Origin of the sequence: Pseudomonas sp. TMW22090, from assembly GCF_022496665.1 — a bacterium.
GTDB lineage: Bacteria > Pseudomonadota > Gammaproteobacteria > Pseudomonadales > Pseudomonadaceae > Aquipseudomonas > Aquipseudomonas gregormendelii.
Window position 1 is genome coordinate 313,731 of the sequence record NZ_SCFH01000002.1, and the last position, 18,842, is coordinate 332,572.

17 protein-coding genes are annotated in these 18,842 nt (G+C 61.4%); 9 read left to right on the top strand and 8 right to left on the bottom strand.

Annotated features, from left to right (window positions below; genetic code table 11):
- Positions 1–36: 36 nt before the first annotated feature.
- From EQV97_RS07515 to EQV97_RS07530, 4 genes are all read left to right on the top strand, one after another.
- Positions 37–2,625: a glycosyltransferase gene (locus tag EQV97_RS07515; protein ID WP_122837684.1), complete on the top strand. Its 2,589-nt coding sequence runs from the start codon at positions 37–39 to the stop codon at positions 2,623–2,625.
- Between the two features lie 103 nt (positions 2,626–2,728).
- The gene (gene dapE / locus EQV97_RS07520) at positions 2,729–3,880 is read left to right on the top strand and encodes a succinyl-diaminopimelate desuccinylase (RefSeq protein WP_122837683.1); all 1,152 of its coding nucleotides are present in this window, start codon (positions 2,729–2,731) and stop codon (positions 3,878–3,880) included.
- Complete coding sequence (locus EQV97_RS07525; RefSeq protein WP_240888765.1) at positions 3,880–4,689, top strand: putative RNA methyltransferase; 810 nt, start codon at positions 3,880–3,882, stop codon at positions 4,687–4,689. The genes dapE and EQV97_RS07525 overlap by 1 nt, the downstream gene beginning before the upstream one ends.
- 75 nt (positions 4,690–4,764) lie before the next feature.
- Positions 4,765–5,142, top strand: coding sequence for a hypothetical protein (locus EQV97_RS07530; RefSeq protein ID WP_045060117.1), 378 nt, complete (start codon positions 4,765–4,767; stop codon positions 5,140–5,142).
- A gap of 119 nt (positions 5,143–5,261) precedes the next feature.
- Here EQV97_RS07530 and EQV97_RS07535 read toward each other — a convergent pair whose 3' ends face one another.
- Positions 5,262–5,471, bottom strand: coding sequence for a cold-shock protein (locus EQV97_RS07535; protein ID WP_010462862.1), 210 nt, complete (start codon positions 5,469–5,471; stop codon positions 5,262–5,264).
- 164 nt (positions 5,472–5,635) lie between these two features.
- On the opposite strand from EQV97_RS07535, the gene plsB reads away from it, so the two are divergent.
- From plsB to EQV97_RS07550, 3 genes are all read left to right on the top strand, one after another.
- Complete coding sequence (gene plsB, locus EQV97_RS07540; RefSeq protein WP_122837681.1) at positions 5,636–8,140, top strand: glycerol-3-phosphate 1-O-acyltransferase PlsB; 2,505 nt, start codon at positions 5,636–5,638, stop codon at positions 8,138–8,140.
- A 148-nt stretch (positions 8,141–8,288) separates the two neighbouring features.
- Positions 8,289–8,687 (top strand): YbaY family lipoprotein, encoded by a 399-nt coding sequence (locus tag EQV97_RS07545; RefSeq protein WP_122837680.1) that lies wholly within the window; start codon positions 8,289–8,291, stop codon positions 8,685–8,687.
- A 38-nt stretch (positions 8,688–8,725) separates the two neighbouring features.
- Positions 8,726–9,403 (top strand): DUF4197 domain-containing protein, encoded by a 678-nt coding sequence (locus EQV97_RS07550; protein WP_163019376.1) that lies wholly within the window; start codon positions 8,726–8,728, stop codon positions 9,401–9,403.
- A 113-nt stretch (positions 9,404–9,516) separates the two neighbouring features.
- On the opposite strand, the gene EQV97_RS07555 is transcribed toward EQV97_RS07550, so the two are convergent.
- Together EQV97_RS07555 and EQV97_RS07560 are read right to left on the bottom strand one after the other, a co-directional pair.
- The gene (locus tag EQV97_RS07555; protein WP_240888766.1) at positions 9,517–12,582 is read right to left on the bottom strand and encodes an efflux RND transporter permease subunit; all 3,066 of its coding nucleotides are present in this window, start codon (positions 12,580–12,582) and stop codon (positions 9,517–9,519) included.
- Between the two features lie 6 nt (positions 12,583–12,588).
- Positions 12,589–13,689, bottom strand: a complete 1,101-nt coding sequence (locus EQV97_RS07560; RefSeq protein ID WP_240888767.1) for an efflux RND transporter periplasmic adaptor subunit — start codon at positions 13,687–13,689, stop codon at positions 12,589–12,591.
- 93 nt (positions 13,690–13,782) lie between these two features.
- Here EQV97_RS07560 and EQV97_RS07565 point away from each other — a divergent pair, with 93 nt between their 5' ends.
- A complete protein-coding gene (locus tag EQV97_RS07565) occupies positions 13,783–14,427 on the top strand; it encodes a TetR/AcrR family transcriptional regulator (RefSeq protein ID WP_122837677.1) in 645 nt (214 codons plus the stop codon).
- A 115-nt stretch (positions 14,428–14,542) separates the two neighbouring features.
- Here EQV97_RS07565 and EQV97_RS07570 read toward each other — a convergent pair whose 3' ends face one another.
- On the bottom strand, positions 14,543–15,322 hold the full coding sequence (locus EQV97_RS07570; RefSeq protein ID WP_225570200.1) for a class I SAM-dependent methyltransferase: 780 nt from the start codon (positions 15,320–15,322) through the stop codon (positions 14,543–14,545).
- 95 nt (positions 15,323–15,417) lie between these two features.
- On the opposite strand from EQV97_RS07570, the gene EQV97_RS07575 reads away from it, so the two are divergent.
- A complete protein-coding gene (locus EQV97_RS07575) occupies positions 15,418–16,041 on the top strand; it encodes an energy transducer TonB (RefSeq protein WP_240888768.1) in 624 nt (207 codons plus the stop codon).
- Between the two features lie 3 nt (positions 16,042–16,044).
- Here EQV97_RS07575 and EQV97_RS07580 read toward each other — a convergent pair whose 3' ends face one another.
- From EQV97_RS07580 to EQV97_RS07595, 4 genes are read right to left on the bottom strand one after another with little or no spacing between them, the layout of a single operon-like run.
- The gene (locus EQV97_RS07580) at positions 16,045–16,740 is read right to left on the bottom strand and encodes an extensin family protein (RefSeq protein WP_122837674.1); all 696 of its coding nucleotides are present in this window, start codon (positions 16,738–16,740) and stop codon (positions 16,045–16,047) included.
- 2 nt (positions 16,741–16,742) lie between these two features.
- Complete coding sequence (locus tag EQV97_RS07585; RefSeq protein WP_240888769.1) at positions 16,743–17,564, bottom strand: isocitrate lyase/phosphoenolpyruvate mutase family protein; 822 nt, start codon at positions 17,562–17,564, stop codon at positions 16,743–16,745.
- Between the two features lie 31 nt (positions 17,565–17,595).
- Positions 17,596–18,456 carry a DUF72 domain-containing protein gene (locus EQV97_RS07590; RefSeq protein WP_240888770.1) on the bottom strand — a complete coding sequence of 287 codons (861 nt, stop codon included), beginning with the start codon at positions 18,454–18,456 and terminating at the stop codon, positions 17,596–17,598.
- Entirely contained in the window at positions 18,456–18,761 is a 306-nt protein-coding gene (locus EQV97_RS07595) for a hypothetical protein (protein WP_240888771.1), read from the bottom strand. The genes EQV97_RS07590 and EQV97_RS07595 overlap by 1 nt, the downstream gene beginning before the upstream one ends.
- Positions 18,762–18,842: the final 81 nt, after the last annotated feature.

Genomic DNA, 18,842 nt, shown 5'->3' on the forward strand with positions numbered 1-18,842 from the left:
TCCTTCGTTCCACAGCCTTTGGAACCCGAAAAAGCTATGTCATCGCGTAAATTTGGACTCAACCTGGTCGTGGTGCTCGCCATCGCAGCCTTGTTTACCGGCTTCTGGGCGCTGATCAATCGCCCTGTCACTGCTCCCAACTGGCCTGAACAGATCTCCGGCTTCTCCTATTCGCCGTTTCAGCAAGGCCAGTACCCGCAAAAAGATCAATATCCAAACGACGATGAAATGCGCCGTGACCTGGAGATCATGAGCAAGCTGACGGACAACATCCGCACTTACTCGGTCGACGGCACGCTGGGAGATATTCCCAAGCTCGCGGAAGAGTTCGGCTTGCGCGTGACCCTGGGCATCTGGATCAGCCCGGACGAGGAGCGCAATGAGCGGGAAATCCTGCGCGCCATTGAAATCGCCAACACCTCGCGCAGCGTGGTGCGGGTGGTTGTAGGAAACGAGGCAATTTTCCGTAAGGAAATTACCGCTGCGGAGCTGGGCATGATCCTCGATCGCGTGCGCGCGGCGGTGAAAGTGCCCGTGACCACGTCCGAACAATGGCACGTCTGGGAAGAACACCCGGAGCTGGCCAAGCACGTCGACCTGATCGCCGCTCACGTATTGCCCTACTGGGAGTTCATCCCGGTGGACAAGGCCGGGCAATTTGTCCTGGACCGCGCCCGTGACCTGAAGAAAATGTTCCCCAAGAAACCCCTGCTGCTCTCGGAGGTTGGCTGGCCGAGCAACGGCCGCATGCGCGGTGGCGCCGATGCATCGCCGGCAGATCAGGCGATCTATTTGCGCACGCTGGTCAACAAGCTCAACCGCCAGGGCTTCAACTACTTCGTGATCGAAGCCTTCGACCAGCCGTGGAAGGCCAGTGACGAAGGTTCGGTGGGTGCTTATTGGGGTGTATTCAATGCCGCACGCCAGCAGAAATTCAACTTTGAAGGCCCGGTAGTCGCAATCCCGCAGTGGCGCGTGCTGGCGGTCGGCTCGGTGGTACTGGCGCTGCTGTCCCTGACGCTGCTGATGATCGACGGCTCGGCGCTGCGCCAGCGTGGTCGTACCTTCCTGACCTTTATCGCATTCCTTTGTGGTTCGGTGCTGGTGTGGATCGGCTATGACTACAGCCTGCAATACAGCACCTGGTTCAGCCTGACAGTAGGCATCCTGCTCGCCCTCGGTGCGTTCGGCGTGTTCATCGTGCTGCTGACCGAGGCCCATGAACTGGCCGAAGCGGTATGGACCCACAAACGTCGGCGCGAATTCCTGCCGGTGGTGGGCGACTCGAACTACCGGCCAAAAGTCTCGATCCACGTGCCTTGCTATAACGAGCCACCGGAGATGGTCAAACAGACCCTCAACGCCCTCGCCAACCTCGACTATCCGGACTTCGAAGTCCTGATCATCGACAACAACACCAAAGACCCGGCCGTCTGGGAACCGGTGCAGGCGTACTGCGAAACCCTGGGGCCACGCTTCAAGTTCTTCCACGTCGCCCCCCTGGCCGGCTTCAAGGGCGGTGCGCTGAACTACCTGATCCCACATACCGCCAAGGATGCCGAAGTCATTGCAGTCATCGACTCCGACTACTGCGTTGATCCGAACTGGCTCAAGCACATGGTGCCGCACTTCGCCGACCCGAAAATCGCCGTGGTGCAGTCGCCGCAGGATTATCGCGACCAGAACGAAAGCACCTTCAAGAAGCTCTGCTATGCGGAATACAAAGGCTTCTTCCACATCGGCATGGTGACCCGCAACGACCGTGACGCGATCATCCAGCACGGCACCATGACCATGACCCGTCGCTCGGTGCTCGAGGAGTTGGGCTGGGCTGACTGGTGCATCTGCGAAGACGCCGAGTTGGGCCTGCGGGTGTTCGAAAAAGGCCTGTCGGCTGCGTACTACCACACCAGCTACGGCAAGGGCCTGATGCCCGATACCTTTATCGACTTCAAGAAGCAGCGGTTCCGCTGGGCCTATGGGGCGATACAGATTATCAAGCGGCACACAGCAAGCCTGTTGCGCGGCAAGGACACTGAACTGACCCGCGGCCAGCGTTACCACTTCCTCGCGGGCTGGCTGCCGTGGGTGGCGGACGGCATGAATATCTTCTTCACGGTCGGCGCCCTGTTGTGGTCGGCGGCGATGATCATCGTGCCCCAGCGGGTCGATCCACCGCTGTTGATTTTCGCGATTCCGCCCCTGGCACTGTTCGTGTTCAAGGTCGGCAAGATCATCTTCCTGTACCGCCGCGCGGTCGGGGTGAATCTCAAGGATGCCTTCTGCGCGGCACTGGCAGGGCTGGCGTTGTCCCACACCATCGCCAAAGCGGTGCTGTACGGGTTCTTCACCAGCAGCATTCCGTTCTTCCGTACGCCGAAAAATGCCGACAACCACGGCTTCTGGGTGGCAATTTCGGAAGCGCGGGAAGAAGTGTTCATCATGCTGCTGTTGTGGGGCGCGGCATTGGGGATCTTCCTGGTGAACGGCTTGCCAAGCAATGACATGCGCTTCTGGGTCACCATGTTGCTGGTGCAATCGCTGCCGTACCTGGCGGCATTGATCATGGCCTTCCTGTCCTCGTTGCCCAAACCTTCGTTGGAAACCGAACCGGCAACCGCATAGTCCGTTATTGGATAACGTCAAACGGCGGCCTTCGGGTCGCCGTTTTGCTTTAGAATGATCGCCCTTTTGCACAGGTTTACCGTGCGCACCTCGGAGCTTCTACATGACGGCCCACGCCGACCTTTCGCCGACCCTTCAACTCGCCATCGACCTCATCCGCCGTCCATCCGTGACGCCGCTCGACGCCGATTGCCAGAAGCAGATGATGCAGCGCCTGGGCGATGCCGGTTTCACGCTGGAACCGATGCGCATCGAGGATGTGGATAACTTCTGGGCCACCCACGGCCAGGACGCGGGCCCGGTACTGTGTTTCGCCGGCCACACCGACGTCGTGCCAACCGGCCCGGTGGCCGCCTGGCAAATCGACCCGTTCAACGCGTTGATCGATGAACACGGCATGCTCTGCGGCCGTGGCGCGGCGGACATGAAAGGCAGCCTGGCGTCGATGACCGTGGCCGCCGAGCGCTTCGTCACCGACTACCCGAACCACAAGGGCAAGGTCGCATTCCTGATCACCAGCGACGAAGAAGGCCCCGCCCATCACGGGACCAAGGCCGTGGTCGAGCGTCTGGCTGCACGCAAGGAGCGCCTGGACTGGTGCATCGTCGGCGAACCGTCGAGCACCACACTGGTGGGCGATGTGGTGAAGAACGGTCGCCGTGGCTCCCTGGGTGCCAAATTGACCGTGCGCGGCGTGCAAGGTCACGTTGCTTACCCGCACCTTGCCAAGAACCCGATCCACCTGGCTGCCCCGGCGCTGGCCGAACTGGCCACCGAGCATTGGGACAACGGCAACGACTTCTTCCCGCCTACCAGCTTCCAGATTTCCAACGTGAATTCCGGCACCGGCGCAACCAACGTGATTCCGGGCGACCTGGTGGCGGTGTTCAACTTCCGTTTCTCTACTGAGTCCACGGTTGAAGGCCTGCAGAAACGCGTTGCCGACATCCTCGACCGGCATGGCCTGGACTGGCACATCGACTGGGCGTTGTCCGGCCTGCCGTTCCTGACCGAGCCAGGCGCTTTGCTGGATGCTGTTGCATCGAGCATCAAGGACATCACCGGTCGCGACACCAAGGCGTCCACCAGCGGTGGCACCTCTGACGGACGTTTCATCGCCACCATGGGCACCCAGGTCGTCGAACTGGGGCCGGTCAACGCGACCATCCACCAGGTCAACGAGCGAGTGCTGGCCGCCGATCTCGACGTGCTGACCGAAATCTACTACCAGACCCTGATCAAGTTGCTCGCCTGATGCTCGCCTGCCCGATCTGCAGCGAACCGCTGAACGACGTGGACAACGGCGTGGCCTGCCCCGCGGGACACCGGTTCGACCGCGCACGCCAGGGTTACCTCAACCTGCTGCCGGTACAGCACAAGAACAGTCGCGACCCTGGGGATAACCTGGCGATGGTCGAGGCTCGCCGTGACTTCCTCAACGCCGGGCATTATGCCCCGGTGGCCCGGCGCCTGGCCGAACTGGCGGCGCAGTACGCGCCGCAACGCTGGCTGGACATCGGTTGTGGCGAAGGCTACTACACGGCACAAATCGCCCAGGCACTGCCCGATGCCGACGGCTACGCGCTGGATATTTCCCGGGAAGCGGTCAAACGCGCCTGCAAGCGCAACCCGCAACTGACCTGGCTGATCGCCAGTATGGCGCGGGTGCCGCTGGCTTCTGGCAGTTGCCAGTTTCTGGCCAGCGTGTTCAGTCCCCTGGACTGGGAAGAAGCCAAGCGCCTGCTCAGCCCCGGTGGTGGCCTGATGAAGGTCGGACCGACCAGCGGCCACCTGATGGAATTACGCGAGCGCCTGTACGATGAAGTCCGTGAATACACCGACGACAAGCATCTGGCCCTGGTACCGCAGGGCATGGTGCTGGCGCACAGTGAAACCCTGGAGTTTCGCCTGAGCCTGGCAAGCGGCCTGGACCGTGCCAACCTGTTGGCCATGACGCCCCATGGCTGGCGCGCCAGTGCCGAACGCCGGGCTGAGGTGATCGAGCAAGTTGAACCGTTCGAGGTCACCGTTTCAATGCGTTACGATTACTTCGTACTTCAATAATTTTGGTCTCGAGTTAACAACTTGAGGCCCGCTAAATCCGCGAATGGATTTTTCAGACCCGCAGTGAGGACATCCATGCGCCAACCCGATATCGAGATTTACCTGAAAGACGCTGACGTCGACTACAAGGCGGTCGCCACCTGGCTCGGCGAAGCCCTGGGGCCGTGCACCGACTGGGTCCAGAAGGGCCAGACCTACAAGTGCAAGGCCGGCAATGTCCCGGTGACCTGGTTGCCGAAGGCTGTAGGGAAATGGAACAGCCTGTACCTGGAAAGTGACCAGACCCCGTGGGAAGACGACATCGCCTGCGCCCGCGCTGCATTTGCCGCACTGAACGTCGAAGTACGCTGCGCGCCAGGTACGTGGGTCGAGGAAGAAGGTGAAGAGACCGCGGATCGCTGGATGCGCATCAGCGCTGACGGTGAAGAAGAGATCACCTGGAAGACCGCGTAAAGCGAATAGATCGTCCGAACGCGGCCCGAACCTTCGGCAGCTCCTACAGGGTCATGTGTACACCTGCAGGAGCTGCCGAAGGCTCGGGCCGCGTTCGGACGATCTTCTGATCTTAAAATTTACAACCCCACCACATCCTCAGCCTGCAATCCCTTCTCGCCCGTCACCACGGCGTATTCGACCTGCTGACCTTCCGCCAGCGAACGATGCCCCTCGCCGCGGATCGCGCGGTAGTGCACGAACACGTCCACCCCGTCCTCGCGCTGAATGAAGCCATATCCCTTGGCGTCGTTGAACCACTTCACATTGCCGGTCTCGCGCGTTGCCATAAATCGCACCTCTTCTTTTTATTGTTGAGGCGCGAGTATAGGACAGCCCGAAAAACTCTCAACTGAACTTTACTTAGCCGCTTTTTTGCCGATTTTCGATGAATCCGGCACACTATCGACCGCCCGAGCAAATGCTCGGTCTCATTCACTCACGCAGAAGCCGTATGACCCGCTCCCCGTTCCGCCGTCTAGTGTTTGGCACCTTGCGCCGACTGCTGTACCTCTGGGTTCGCTCGGAGACGATCAACCAGTCGTCGTTCACCCTCAACCTCGACCGCAGCCGGCCGGTGTTCTACGTCCTGCAAAATCCTTCGCTGACCGACCTTGCCGTGGTCGATACCGAATGCACCAAGGCCGGCCTGCCGCGCCCGGTCCTGCCGGTGTCGGTGGGCAACCTGCTGGAGCCAGCGGCGTTTTTCTACCTGACACCCGACCCCGACTGGCTCGGCCGCCAGGACAAGCGTGGCGCGCCGCCGACCCTGACCCGGCTGGTCAGTGCCCTGAGCCAGAATGCCGCCGAAGATGCGCAGATCATTCCCGTCAGCGTGTTCTGGGGCCAGTCGCCAGACAGCGAATCGAGCCCGTGGAAGCTGCTGTTCGCCGACAGCTGGGCGGTCACCGGCCGCTTGCGCCGGTTGCTGAGCATCATCGTCCTGGGCCGCAAGACCCGGGTACAGTTTTCCGCGCCGATCCACCTGCGTGAGCTCATCGATCACAACAAGGGCCATGAGCGCACAGTGCGCATGGCCCAGCGCATCCTGCGGGTGCACTTTCGCAACCTGAAAGCCGCCGTGATCGGGCCGGACATTTCCCACCGGCGCAACCTGGTCAAAGGCTTGCTCAACCAGCCGCTGGTCAAGCAGGCGATCCTCGAGGAGGCCGAGCGCGAGAACATCTCCCCGGAAAAAGCCAAGGCCCAGGCCCTGCGCTATGGCAACGAGATCGCCTCGGACTACACCTATACCGCGATCCGTTTCCTCGAAGTGGTGCTGAGCTGGTTCTGGAACAAGATCTACGACGGGATCAAGGTCAACCACATCGAAGGCGTGCAAAAGGTCGCCCAGGGTCACGAAGTCATCTACGTGCCGTGCCATCGCAGCCATATCGATTACCTGCTGCTGTCCTACCTGCTGTTCCGCAACGGCCTGACTCCGCCGCACATCGCCGCAGGGATCAACCTCAACATGCCGGTGATCGGCAGCCTGCTGCGCCGCGGCGGCGCGTTTTTCATGCGCCGCACGTTCAAGGGCAACCCGTTGTACACCTCAGTGTTCAATGAATACCTGCACACCCTGTTCACCAAAGGCTTTCCGGTCGAATACTTCGTCGAAGGTGGCCGCTCGCGCACCGGGCGCATGCTGCAACCAAAAACCGGGATGCTGGCGATCACGTTGCGCAGCTTCCTGCGGTCCTCGCGGATGCCTATCGTCTTCGTGCCCGTGTACATCGGTTACGAGCGAGTGCTGGAAGGCCGTACCTATCTGGGCGAGCTACGAGGGGCCACGAAGAAGAAGGAATCGATCTTCGACATCTTCAAGGTCATCGGCGCCCTCAAGCAACGCTTCGGCCAGGTGGCCGTCAACTTCGGCGAGCCGATCAAACTGGCGGAGTTCCTCGACAGCGAGCAGCCCGACTGGCGCCAGCAGGAACTCGGCCCGCAGTTCAAGCCGGCGTGGCTCAACGAAACTACCCATCGCCTGGGCGAAAAAGTCGCGCAGCACCTGAACGAAGCGGCAGCCATCAACCCGGTCAACCTGGTCGCACTGGCCCTGCTCTCCACCAGCCGCCTGGCCCTGGACGATCGCGCGATGGCGCGGGTGCTCGACCTGTACCTGGCGCTGCTGCGCAAAGTACCGTACTCGCCGCACACCACCTTGCCGGAAGGCGATGCTCGGGCGCTGATCGAGCACGTGAAGGACATGGACCTGCTCTCCGAGCAGAGCGATGCCCTGGGCAAGATCCTGTACCTGGACGAGCAGAACGCCGTCCTGATGACCTACTACCGCAACAACGTGCTGCATATCTTCGCGCTGCCCGCGCTGCTGGCCAGTTTCTTCCAGAGCGCCTCGCGCATGAACCGGGAGCAGATCCTGCGCTACACCCGCGCGCTGTACCCGTACCTGCAGTCGGAGCTGTTCATTCGCTGGTCCCTGGATGAACTCGATGCGGTGGTCGATCAATGGCTGGAGGCGTTCGTCGAGCAAGGCCTGTTGCGATTCGAAAACAATGTGTACCTGCGCCCGGCGCCGAGCTCGCGACACTTCGTGCTGCTGACCCTGTTGTCCAAGAGCATCGCCCAGACCTTGCAGCGCTTCTACATGACCGTGTCCTTGCTGCTCAACAGTGGCCAGCACAGCGTCAGCGCCGAGGAACTGGAAGACCTGTGTACCGTCATGGCCCAGCGCCTGTCGATCCTGCACGGCTTGAACGCTCCGGAATTCTTTGACAAGAGCCTGTTCCGGCACTTCATCCAGACCATGCTCGACCTTGACGTGTTGCGCCGTGACGAAGCCGGCAAGCTGAGCTATCACGAGCTGCTGGGCGAACTGGCTGAAGGCGCGGCGAAGCGGGTGCTACCGGCGGAGATTCGCCTGTCGATCCGCCAGGTGGCACTGCACCGCAGCGAAGATGCAGCGGATCAGCCACCGGCACCAAGCGAAATTTCATGAAGTCCTTGTGGCAATGAATTCCCCAGCAGGAGCCAAGCTTGCTCGCGGTAGCGGTGTATCCGACAGCAAAGATGTCGAATGCCGTATCACATCGTCGGAACACCGCCCGGAGCAGCCTCGCGCCCTCATTCAGAACGGAGACACCCCTATGAAAAAACTCTCTCTCCTGGCCGCAGCCACCCTGCTCAGCGCCTGCCAATCCATGCAACCTGCAGCAAAAACCAGCCTCGACGGCGAAGTGTTCTACCTGCAACGCATCGCCCTGCCGCCGACCGCCACCCTGAGCGTCAGCTTGCAGGACGTCTCCCTGGCCGACGCACCAGCGGTCGTCCTCGACGAACAGAAAGGCCCGGTCAAAGGCCAGGTGCCACTGCCCTTTCACCTGAGCTACGACCCGGCCCAGGTCAAGCCCGGCCACCGTTACTCGGTCAGCGCACGCATCGAAGCGGATGGCCAGTTGCTGTTCATCACCACCGAAAATCACGCCGTGCAACTGGATGGCAGTGATCCGCAGCCATTGAAGATTCGCGTGAACGCCGCTCGCTAACGCCCTCTTACCCCAAGGAAGCCGCCATGCCCCCCATGATCCTCCGCTTCACCGGCCTCTGTGCAGGCTTGCTGATGTGCGCCAACGCCATGGCGCTGTCGCTCAATGACCTGTCACAAAAAGACGCTACCGGGGGTCTCAAGGACGCCCTGACCCAAGGCGCACAGCTCGCCGTCAAACAACTGGGCGCTCCAGGCGGCTTCAGTAACAACCCTGAAGTGAAAATCGAGCTGCCGGGCAAACTGGGCAAGGTCGCCAGCAAGATGAAACAGTTCGGCATGGGGGCCCAGGTCGATCAACTGGAGACCAGCATGAACAAGGCCGCTGAAACAGCCGTGGTCCAGGCTCAGCCGATTCTTGTGGATGCGGTGAAGAAGATGACGGTCGACGATGCCAAGGGCATCCTGGGCGGCGGCAATGACTCGGCCACGCAGTACCTGAGCAAAACCAGTCGCGAACAGATCCGCGTCAAGTTCCTGCCCATCGTCAAGCAAGCCACCGACCAGGTCGGCCTGGCCAAGCAATACAACGCCTTCGCCGGTCAGGCGGCGACCCTGGGTGTACTGGATGCCAAGAACGCCAACATCGAAAGCTATGTGACCGAGCAAGCGCTGAACGGCCTGTTCGAGATGATCGGCAAACAGGAAGAAACCATCCGCAACAACCCGGCCGCTGCGGCGACCAGTTTGGCCAAGAAGGTGTTTGGCAGCCTGTAAACAGTGAGATCAAAGCTTGCCGCGGGTAGCGTTGCGACGATAGCCCTGAGGCGATCTGCGAGTGCAATCGCGTAGCATCGATCGCGAGCAAGCTTTGCTCCCAAAGGGGAGGATCAGGCCGGGTCCTTCCTGATGCGGAACCATGCCGCATACAAAGCCGGCAGAAACAACAGCGTCAACGCTGTGGCCACAATCAGCCCGCCCATGATGGCAACCGCCATCGGCCCGAAGAACACGCTGCGTGACAGCGGGATCATCGCCAGCACTGCCGCCAGCGCCGTCAGCACGATTGGCCGGAAGCGTCGGACCGTGGCTTCGATGATCGCTTGCCAAGGCGTGAGCCCGGCGGCAATGTCCTGCTCAATCTGGTCCACCAGGATCACCGAGTTGCGCATGATCATCCCCGACAGAGCGATGGTCCCGAGCATCGCGACGAAGCCGAACGGCTGGCGGAATACCAACAGGAACAGCGTCACGCCGATGAGCCCCAGCGGCGCGGTCAGGAACACCATCACCGTGCGCGAGAAGCTGCGCAGTTGCAGCATCAGCAAGGTCAGCACCACCACGATAAACAAGGGTACGCCAGCCTTCACCGAGTTCTGCCCACGGGCCGAATCTTCGACGGTGCCGCCGACATCCAGCAGGTAGCCGTCCGGCAGCTCGGCGCGAATCGGATCGAGGGTCGGCATGATCTGCGCCACCAGGGTCGCCGGTTGTTCCTTGCCGTAGATATCGGCCCGAACGGTGACGTTGGGCAGGCGATTACGGTGCCAGATGATGCCCTCTTCAAAGCCGTATTCCAGCGTCGCGATCTGTGACAGCGCCACGCTGCGCCCGTTGTCGGTCGGCACGGCGAGGCTCGGCAGCAACGACAACTCGGTACGCTCGTGCAGGGTGCCGCGCAGCAGGATCTCGATCAATTCGTTGTCTTCGCGGTACTGGCTGACGCTGGAACCGGTCAGGGAACTCTGGAGGAATTTTGCCAGGCTCGCGGTGCTCACCCCAAGCGCCCGGGCGCGGTCCTGATCGACGTTGAGGTACACCACTTTGCTCGGCTCTTCCCAGTCCAGGTGCACGTTGACCACATGCGGGTTCTCGCGCACTTTCGCCGCGACCTTGCGCGCCAGGGCACGCACCTCCTCGATGTGTTCACCGGTCACCCGGAACTGCACCGGATATCCCACAGGCGGGCCGTTTTCCAGGCGCGTTACCCGCGAGCGCAATGCCGGAAACTGCTCGTTGAGGGTCTCGATCAGCCAGGTGCGCAGGGGTTCGCGGTCTTCGATGGTCTTGGCCAGCACCACAAACTGGGCAAAGCTGGCGGCTGGCAGTTGCTGATCCAGCGGCAGGTAAAAGCGCGGTGACCCGGTGCCCACGTAAGCCACGTAACTATCGATACCGGCGTGACCCTTAAGCAGCACTTCGAGACGTTTGACCTCTTCGGCGGTGTTGCTCAGGGACGCGCCCTCGGCCAGCTTCAGGTCGACCATCAGTTCAAGGCGGCCGGACGCCGGGAAAAATTGCTGCGGCACAAACCGGAACAGCGCAATAGAGGCAATGAACAACACCACGGTTAATACGATCACGGTCTTGCGCCACCGCACGCACCACTCCACCAGGCGCCGCACGCGCTGATAGAACGGAGTGCCGTAAGGATCAGGCTGACCACTGCCGTGTTTGGCTGCGTGAATTTTCGCCAGATCAGGCAGGAGTTTTTCCCCCAGATACGGCACGAAGACCACGGCGGCGACCCAGGACGCCAGCAGCGCGATGGTCACTACCTGGAAGATCGAGCGGGTGTACTCGCCGGTGCCCGATTGCGCCGTGGCAATCGGCAGAAAGCCGGCGGCGGTGATCAGCGTGCCGGTGAGCATCGGGAACGCGGTGCTGGTCCAGGCGTAGCTGGCCGCCTTGACCCGGTCGAAGCCCTGCTCCATTTTGATCGCCATCATTTCCACGGCGATGATCGCATCGTCCACCAGCAAGCCCAGCGCCAGCACCAGGGCTCCAAGGGAGATTTTGTGCAGGCCGATGCCCAGGTAATACATGCAGGCGAATGTCATCGCCAGCACCAGGGGAATCGCCAGCGCCACGACCATGCCGGTGCGCACGCCCAGGGAGAAGAAACTCACCAGCAATACGATTGCCAGGGCCTCAACCAGCACCTGGATGAATTCGCCAACGCCGGTTTTTACTGCAGCGGGCTGGTCCGAGACCTTGCGCAACTGCATCCCGGCCGGAAGATTCTTCTGGATGCGGTCGAATTCGACTTCCAGCGCCTTGCCCAGCACCAGGATGTCGCCACCGTCCTTCATCGCAACCGCCAGGCCGATGGCGTCCTGCGCCATGAAGCGCATACGCGGCGCCGGCGGATCGTTGAAACCACGCCGAACGTCAGCCACATCGGAAATACGGAACGTACGTTCGCCCACCCGGATCGGAAAGTTCTTTATCTCATCGACTGTCTGAAAATTCCCCGACACCCGCAGCTGCAAACGTTCACTACCGGTTTCGAAGAACCCCGCCGTGGACACCGCATTCTGCTCTTCCAGCGCTTGCTGGACCGCGGCCAGGGGCAGACCCAGGGTGGCGAGCTTGACGTTGGACAGCTCGATCCAGATCTTCTCGTCCTGCAGCCCAAGCAGCTCGACCTTGCCGACATCCTTGACCCGTTGCAGCTGGATCTGGATGCGATCGGCGTAGTCCTTGAGCACCGCGTAATCGAACCCATCGCCGGTCAGGGCGTAGATATTGCCGAAGGTGGTGCCGAATTCATCGTTGAAAAACGGCCCCTGGATGCCCGGGGGCAAGGTGTGACGAATGTCGCTGATCTTCTTGCGCACCTGATACCACAGCTCGGGAATCTGCACCGAGTGCATGGAATCCCGGGCGATAAACGTCACCTGGGATTCTCCTGGACGAGAGAACGACACGATGCGTTCGTACTCCCCGGTTTCCATCAGCTTCTTTTCGATGCGTTCGGTAACCTGCCGCGAGACTTCCTCGGCGGTTGCGCCCGGCCAATTGGTGCGGATTACCATGGCCTTGAAAGTGAACGGCGGGTCTTCGCTCTGGCCAAGCTTGGTGTAGGAAAGCGCTCCAACCACGGCCAGCAGCAGCATCAGGAACAGTACGATCTGGCGGTTACGCAACGCCCATTCGGAAAGATTGAAGCCCATCGGGGGTTACTCCTTGTCCGCCAGATTGATCACGCGGTTGGAGCGGTCCACCGGGCGCACCTGCTGCCCGTCATGCAGCACATGGACACCGGCGGCGACTACCCAATCAGTGGCGTTCAGGCCTTCCAGCACCGGCACGGTCTTCTCGCCGAAGGCGCCGACACGCACCGGGGCTTTTTTCAGGGTATTGTTAGCGCCGAGTACCCAGACGTAGGTGGCGCCGTTTTCTGCGGTGACTGCCGAGAGCGGCACTGACAGCGATACGACGTCAGCGGCGTGGATAAACACCCGGGCGCTCTGACCAAGTTCGGCCGGTACTTTACCGGCGGTGAAGGCAATACGCGCAGCGAACGTGCGCGACTTCGGATCGGCCGCCGGCGAGAGCTCGCGGATCCGCCCGGCAAAGCGCTGGTCAGGTTGGGTCCAGAGCTCCACGGACACCGGCTGGCCCACCTTGAACCGGCCAAAACTCTGCTCCGGAAGGCTGATCAGCACTTCCCGCTCACCATCAGTGGCCAGCGTAAACACGGTTTGTCCGGCGGCTACCACCTGTCCGACTTCCACCGCCCGCCTGGCCACCACACCGTCCTGGGGCGCCCGCAGGACGGCATAGCTAGCCTGGTTGGTCGATACGTTGAATTCGGCTTTGATTTGCTTGAGGCGCGCTTCACCGGATCGGTAAAGATTTTCGGAATTGTCGTACGCCGAACGGCTGACCATCTGACGGTCCATCAAGGTCTTGTAGCGATCACGCTCGGCACGCACCAGATTGAGATTGGCTTCGGCCGCCGCGACCTGGGCACGGGTGGCCTCCAGTTGCAGGCGTACGTCCTGGGGATCAAGCTCCGCCAGCGGCTGATCAGCCTTGACCCGCTGCCCCTCCTCGACCAGTCGTCGAATCACCTTGCCGCCAATCCGGAAAGCCAGGTCCGGCTCGAAACGCGCCCGCACTTCACCGGGGAAACTTTCCATGGCCTGCGCCGAAGGCTCTGGCTGCACCATCATGGCCGGTCGCACCGTGACCTGAGGCGCCTCGTCGTGACCGCACGCGGACAATAAAAAAGCCAGACCGACTGGCAACGCGAGGGGCAAGGCATAGCGGAACATGGTGAAGGACCTTTCGCTAATGGTGCTTGGAATAATTATACTGGCCAGTATGTTATTAATAGCAAACTCACCAGTCCAGTATTAAAGCGAAGAATGCCCAACAATCTTTCAGCCCCCAACGGCCCTGGCCGTCCCAAGGATCTGGCCAAGCGCCAGGCGATCCTCGACGCGGCGAAAAGCCTGTTCCTGAGCAACGGCTACGCGAACACCAGCATGGACGCAGTGGCGACCGAGGCCGGCGTGTCAAAGCTCACGGTGTACAGCCACTTCAACGACAAGGAAACGCTGTTTTCCGCAGCCGTCGTGGCCAAATGTGAAGAGCAACTGCCGCCGCTGTTTTTCGAGTTGCCCGACGGCATCGCAGTGGAGACCGTGCTGCTGAACATTGCCCGTGGTTTTCACCAACTGATCAACAGCGATGAATCGGTGAACCTGCACCGCCTGATGATGACCCTGGGCAGCCAGGATCCGAAGCTCTCGCTGATCTTCTTCGAAGCCGGCCCCGAGCGCATGCTGCATGGCATGGAACGGTTGCTGGTAAGGATCGACCAAAGCGGCGCGCTGAGCATCGATAAACCGCGCAACGCGGCCGAGCATTTCTTTTGCCTGCTCAAGGGTGCAGGGAATTTTCGCCTGCTGTATGGCTGCGGCGCGCCGCTGGCCGGGGAGGCCGCGGAAAGCCATGTGCGGGAGGTGGTGGGGTTGTTTATGCGGGCTTATCGGCCGGATTCAGTCTGAGTTATTTGCAGCAAGGACCAGCCCCATCGCGGGCAAGCCCGCTCCCACAGGAAGTCTGTGATTTAACACGAATCCCGGTGGGAGCGGGCTTGCCCGCGAAAGGCGCAACCCGGTCTCAGGACTTGAGCGCCTTCTTCGGATAGATATCATACCGACTCGATTTCCCGTCCAGCGCATGGCTGGGCTTGGGCCCCTCAATGCACGGTGCCTTGCGCGGGCGCTTGACCACCACGCGATGGCTGGCAAGGGCTAACGCCGCTGCAAGCAAGGCCGGCGCATCCGGGTCGTCGCCCACCAGCGGCCGGAACAGGCGCATCTCCTTCTTCACCAGCGCGGTTTTCTCACGATGCGGGAACATCGGGTCCAGGTAGATCACCTGCGGTGGCTCCCCCTCCCAGTTGCGCATCACCTCGATCGAGTTGCCCTTGAGCAAACGCATGCGCGCCACGATCGGCGCCACGTCGAAATCCTCCGCCGCACGCAGCAGGCCATCTTCGAGCAAGGCGCCAATCAAAGGCTGGCGTTCGATCAGGCTCATCTCGCAACCAAGACTCGCCAGGACAAACGCATCCTTGCCCAGCCCCGCCGTGGCATCCAGCACCCGCGGCCGCACGCCTTGGCCGATACCCACCGCCTTGGCGATCATCTGCCCGGTGCCACCGCCAAACAGGCGCCTGTGGGCCGCACCGCCTTCGACAAAATCCACCCGCACCGGCCCCGGCGCATCCGCCCCCAGCTGTTGCAGCTGCAAACCCTGCTCGCCTACCTGCAGCGCGAACTCGGCATCGGCCACCTGCAACGGCAAACCCAGGCGCTCGGCCCATTGTTCGGCCTCTGGCTGGAAGGTCGCGCCCAGGGCTTCGACATGGATGCGGCAGGCCGACGGTTGCTCAATCATGGAAAACACACTCAAAAAATTAATGATCGGCAAAAACGGCCGATAACAAAACTATCGAGCATTTTGCCAGAGCTGAGCGTCGACCGAGAAAAATGTCAGACATTCAACCCATCATCACAGGCTTTATCTCGCCCTACGGCGATTACAGCCTGCGAAACTCCCAAGCACTGAGCGGCGTCAGCCACCTGTGGCAGGATTTTTTTGCCCGGGCCCTCGCTGATCAGTCGAAGGAAGATGTGCTCCCCGCTTCGCTGGATTTCCCCGCGGTCGACATCGACAGCCCGGTCGAACCTACCGTGGGCAGCGACCTGCTGGCACACATCGTTTCCCAGCGCGAATGTAACGTGCAGGACCATGTAGTACGCCCGCCCGAACCACTGTTCCTGCCAATCGCAGAGTTCGAGCTGGACCTGGTCGACAAGCCCTTCCCGCCGTTCCCGGAAGAAGAAATCGTCGCCCAGCAGAAACAGCAGGACTTCGAAAGTGCCTGGGTTCGGCCGATCGTGCTCAATGCTGGCCAGCCATTGCCAGACGCTGGCCCGGCGCCACAACCGCGCCCGCTGCACCTGCCCATCGCCGAATTCGAACTTGATCTGCTGGACAAGCCCTTCCCGCCTTTCTCGCCCGAAGAGCTGGTGGATCAGCAGAAAAACTTCGACTTCGACATCGGCTGGGCTCGCCCGATCATCCTGCACAACCTGCGCATCGCCGCCTGACCGTCAGCGGCACACCGACCACGGCCCGACATCCACATGAAAGTGATTGTGATGGGCGGCGTTGTAATCCGGACTCAAGACCACACTGAACAGCCCACAGCCGCCATCGCGAACCTGGCGTAAAAACTGCGCGTCGCGATTATCTCGTGGCCAGTCCTTGAGCACACTGATCGTTCGCCCATCTGCCAGGCGAAAACCGGCGATGTCCAGCGCATCGGCGGACGCATGCTGGCTGCGCCTGGCATTCTCGCGCCCGTAGACGTTGCGACAGGCGAAGCTGCCCAGATGATCGACCCGCGCCACCGCCTGCCCATAGATCGCCTGAGCCGCCGGCTGTAGGGCATGGCGCTCGAACAGTGCGAAGGTCACGGCCAATGGGCAACTGGCGAGGAAACTGCTGCTCAACGCGACCTCGCCGCCCTGTATGCGCAAGGTATTAAGCAGCGGGCAGGTCGCGTCGGGGCTATCGGCCTGGCGGTTCACGCGCAAGCCGGAAGTGGCCAGGGCCTGGTCACACAGCTGGGCATCGGCGCGCAAGCGCATGAGTTTGTAGCGCGTGAGGACATTGGGCGCAGCGGCAACGTCCAGCGGCGCCCAGGGGTTCCATTGCGGCGGTACTGCGATCCAGCCACGCCACACGCCCGCAGCGGTTGAGCCGATGATCAACAGCAGGAACAACAGCCACCAGCGCAACCGCATCGTCAGCCCTTGAACAATTGATTGGCCTGGGCGTACGGCATGGACCTTGCGGTGAAGCCAAACGTGCCGGCCTCCTTGATCTCCCGCGCCGCACGGAAAAACTCGCCATAGGCCGCCAGAGCCAGCGCCGAACCGACGCTGATGCGCCTGACCCCCATGTCGTTCAATTGTGCGACCGTCAACTTGAGGCCACCGGACATCAGCACATTGACCGGCTTGGGCGCGACTGCACGAACCACCGCCAAGACCTCCTCGGCACTGCGTAACCCAGGCGCATACAGCACGTCAGCACCCGCTTCTGAAAACGCCTGCAGACGGTGGATCGTGTCCGCCAGGTCCGGATTGCCGTGCAGGAAGTTTTCCGCCCGGGCCGTCAGCGTGAAGTCAAAGGGCAAGCTGCGAGCGGCTGATACTGCCGCTTCGATCCGCGCCACGGCATGTTCGAAACAATAGATCGGCGCGTCATCGCGGCCCGTCGCGTCTTCAATCGAGCCGCCAACAGCCCCGGCCTCTGCCGCACGCAGAATACTCTGCGCACAAGCGGCGGGATCATCGGCAAAGCCGTTCTCCAGATCGACCGCCACTGGCAGGTCCGAGGCCGCGACGATCGCCCGGACATTGGCCAGGGTGTCATCCAGGCTCAGTCCGCCGTCCGGGCGAGCGTTGGAAAAGGCATAACCGGCGCTGGTGGTGGCCAGGGCCTGGAACCCCAGGCTGGCGAGCATTTTCGCCGAACCGGCGTCCCACGGATTGGGAATCACGAACGCCTCGTCGCGTTCATGCAGCGCTTTGAACGCCTGGGCTCGAAGGGTTTGCGCATCCATTGGCAGGCTCCTGGAAAAGACGACTCACGCCTCAGAGCAAACCAAGTTGTTCGGCGGCGGGCTCTCTGTATAGCTCAGGCAGCGCCGGCAGGCCAGGTAAACGCAGCATCAGTTGAGTGTGGAAACGTTGCGCGAGTTTCGCCGCCAGCAGGTTGTCGGCGGTGTGCAGGAAGATATAAGGCGTACGGCCCTCCTCGATCCACTGCGCAATTTTTTCCACCCAGGGCACCAGGAACGGATCATTCGCTTCCAGCTGTGGATGACCAATGAAGCGCACCTGTGGGCTCTGTGTGAACGCCGCCGGGCGAGTCGCCACGTTGGGCTTCTTAGCCTGGGCGTCGAGCACGGCAGGATCGGTGGAGGTGCAACTGAACAGTGCCCGTGGATCGAGGCAGATACGTTCGATGCCACGATCGCGCAACAATCGATTGAGAATGCGTTCGCTGTCGCCCTTGGCGAAGAACTCCCGATGGCGCACCTCTACCGCCAGTGGCCGCTCCAACGCATCAATGAAACCGGCCAGTTCGGGCAGGCGTTGCGGTGTGAAGCTTTTCGGCAGTTGCAGCCACAGTGGCGAGACTCGTTCACCCAAGGGGCTGAGCAGTTGCAGGAAAGTCTCGGCCGCAGTCAGCTGTTCACGCAGGTCGCCGTTGTGGCTGATGTCGCCGGGGAATTTGGCAGTAAAGCGAAAGTGTTCGGGCATGGTGTCGGCCCAGCGCTGCACAGTACTGGCAGCCGGACTCGCGTAGAAGGTTGTATTGCCTTCAACCGCATTGAACACCTGGGAATAAAGCGACAGGAACTCGGCAGGACGGGCATCTTGCGGATAGAAGTAATCGCGCCAGGCGTTTTCACTCCAGGACGGGCAACCGAGGTAATACGGCAGCCGCATCAGATGTACAGGTCGAGGCCCAGCACGTCTGCATCCCAATCGACGAAACCGGCAGTGCTGAGGTAGCTGGCCAGGGCCATTGCGACGCTCTTGCTCATGGCGCGATGGTAGATCATGTCCTGCTGACGCGCCGGAAGATTACCCAGTCGTTGCGCGCAAGCTTTGGCGGCGCGGGCGGCCACTTGCTCTTCGGATGGATATTCCAGCTCACCGTCGATATCGACCGGCTCGTCCTGCACCACAGTGCTCTTACGCTGTTGGCGCTTGATGGGGTAGGACTGAGAGGAAAAGCCGTCTATACGCATAAAGTCATGCCCGGTATCGATGATGGCAGTTTAATGGCGCGTAGCGCTCTTCGCAAACTGCCGAGTGATAACTAGAACACA

What these genes read in the sequence shown, in the direction of transcription:
- EQV97_RS07515 (WP_122837684.1), top strand. Translation starts at nt 37, where the DNA reads ATGTCATCGCGTAAATTTGGACTCAACCTGGTCGTGGTGCTCGCCATC.
- dapE (WP_122837683.1), top strand. Translation starts at nt 2,729, where the DNA reads ATGACGGCCCACGCCGACCTTTCGCCGACCCTTCAACTCGCCATCGAC.
- EQV97_RS07525 (WP_240888765.1), top strand. Translation starts at nt 3,880, where the DNA reads ATGCTCGCCTGCCCGATCTGCAGCGAACCGCTGAACGACGTGGACAAC.
- EQV97_RS07530 (WP_045060117.1), top strand. Translation starts at nt 4,765, where the DNA reads ATGCGCCAACCCGATATCGAGATTTACCTGAAAGACGCTGACGTCGAC.
- EQV97_RS07535 (WP_010462862.1), bottom strand. Translation starts at nt 5,471, where the DNA reads ATGGCAACGCGCGAGACCGGCAATGTGAAGTGGTTCAACGACGCCAAG.
- plsB (WP_122837681.1), top strand. Translation starts at nt 5,636, where the DNA reads ATGACCCGCTCCCCGTTCCGCCGTCTAGTGTTTGGCACCTTGCGCCGA.
- EQV97_RS07545 (WP_122837680.1), top strand. Translation starts at nt 8,289, where the DNA reads ATGAAAAAACTCTCTCTCCTGGCCGCAGCCACCCTGCTCAGCGCCTGC.
- EQV97_RS07555 (WP_240888766.1), bottom strand. Translation starts at nt 12,582, where the DNA reads ATGGGCTTCAATCTTTCCGAATGGGCGTTGCGTAACCGCCAGATCGTA.
- EQV97_RS07560 (WP_240888767.1), bottom strand. Translation starts at nt 13,689, where the DNA reads ATGTTCCGCTATGCCTTGCCCCTCGCGTTGCCAGTCGGTCTGGCTTTT.
- EQV97_RS07565 (WP_122837677.1), top strand. Translation starts at nt 13,783, where the DNA reads ATGCCCAACAATCTTTCAGCCCCCAACGGCCCTGGCCGTCCCAAGGAT.
- EQV97_RS07575 (WP_240888768.1), top strand. Translation starts at nt 15,418, where the DNA reads ATGTCAGACATTCAACCCATCATCACAGGCTTTATCTCGCCCTACGGC.
- EQV97_RS07580 (WP_122837674.1), bottom strand. Translation starts at nt 16,740, where the DNA reads ATGCGGTTGCGCTGGTGGCTGTTGTTCCTGCTGTTGATCATCGGCTCA.
- EQV97_RS07585 (WP_240888769.1), bottom strand. Translation starts at nt 17,564, where the DNA reads ATGGATGCGCAAACCCTTCGAGCCCAGGCGTTCAAAGCGCTGCATGAA.
- EQV97_RS07590 (WP_240888770.1), bottom strand. Translation starts at nt 18,456, where the DNA reads ATGCGGCTGCCGTATTACCTCGGTTGCCCGTCCTGGAGTGAAAACGCC.
- EQV97_RS07595 (WP_240888771.1), bottom strand. Translation starts at nt 18,761, where the DNA reads ATGCGTATAGACGGCTTTTCCTCTCAGTCCTACCCCATCAAGCGCCAA.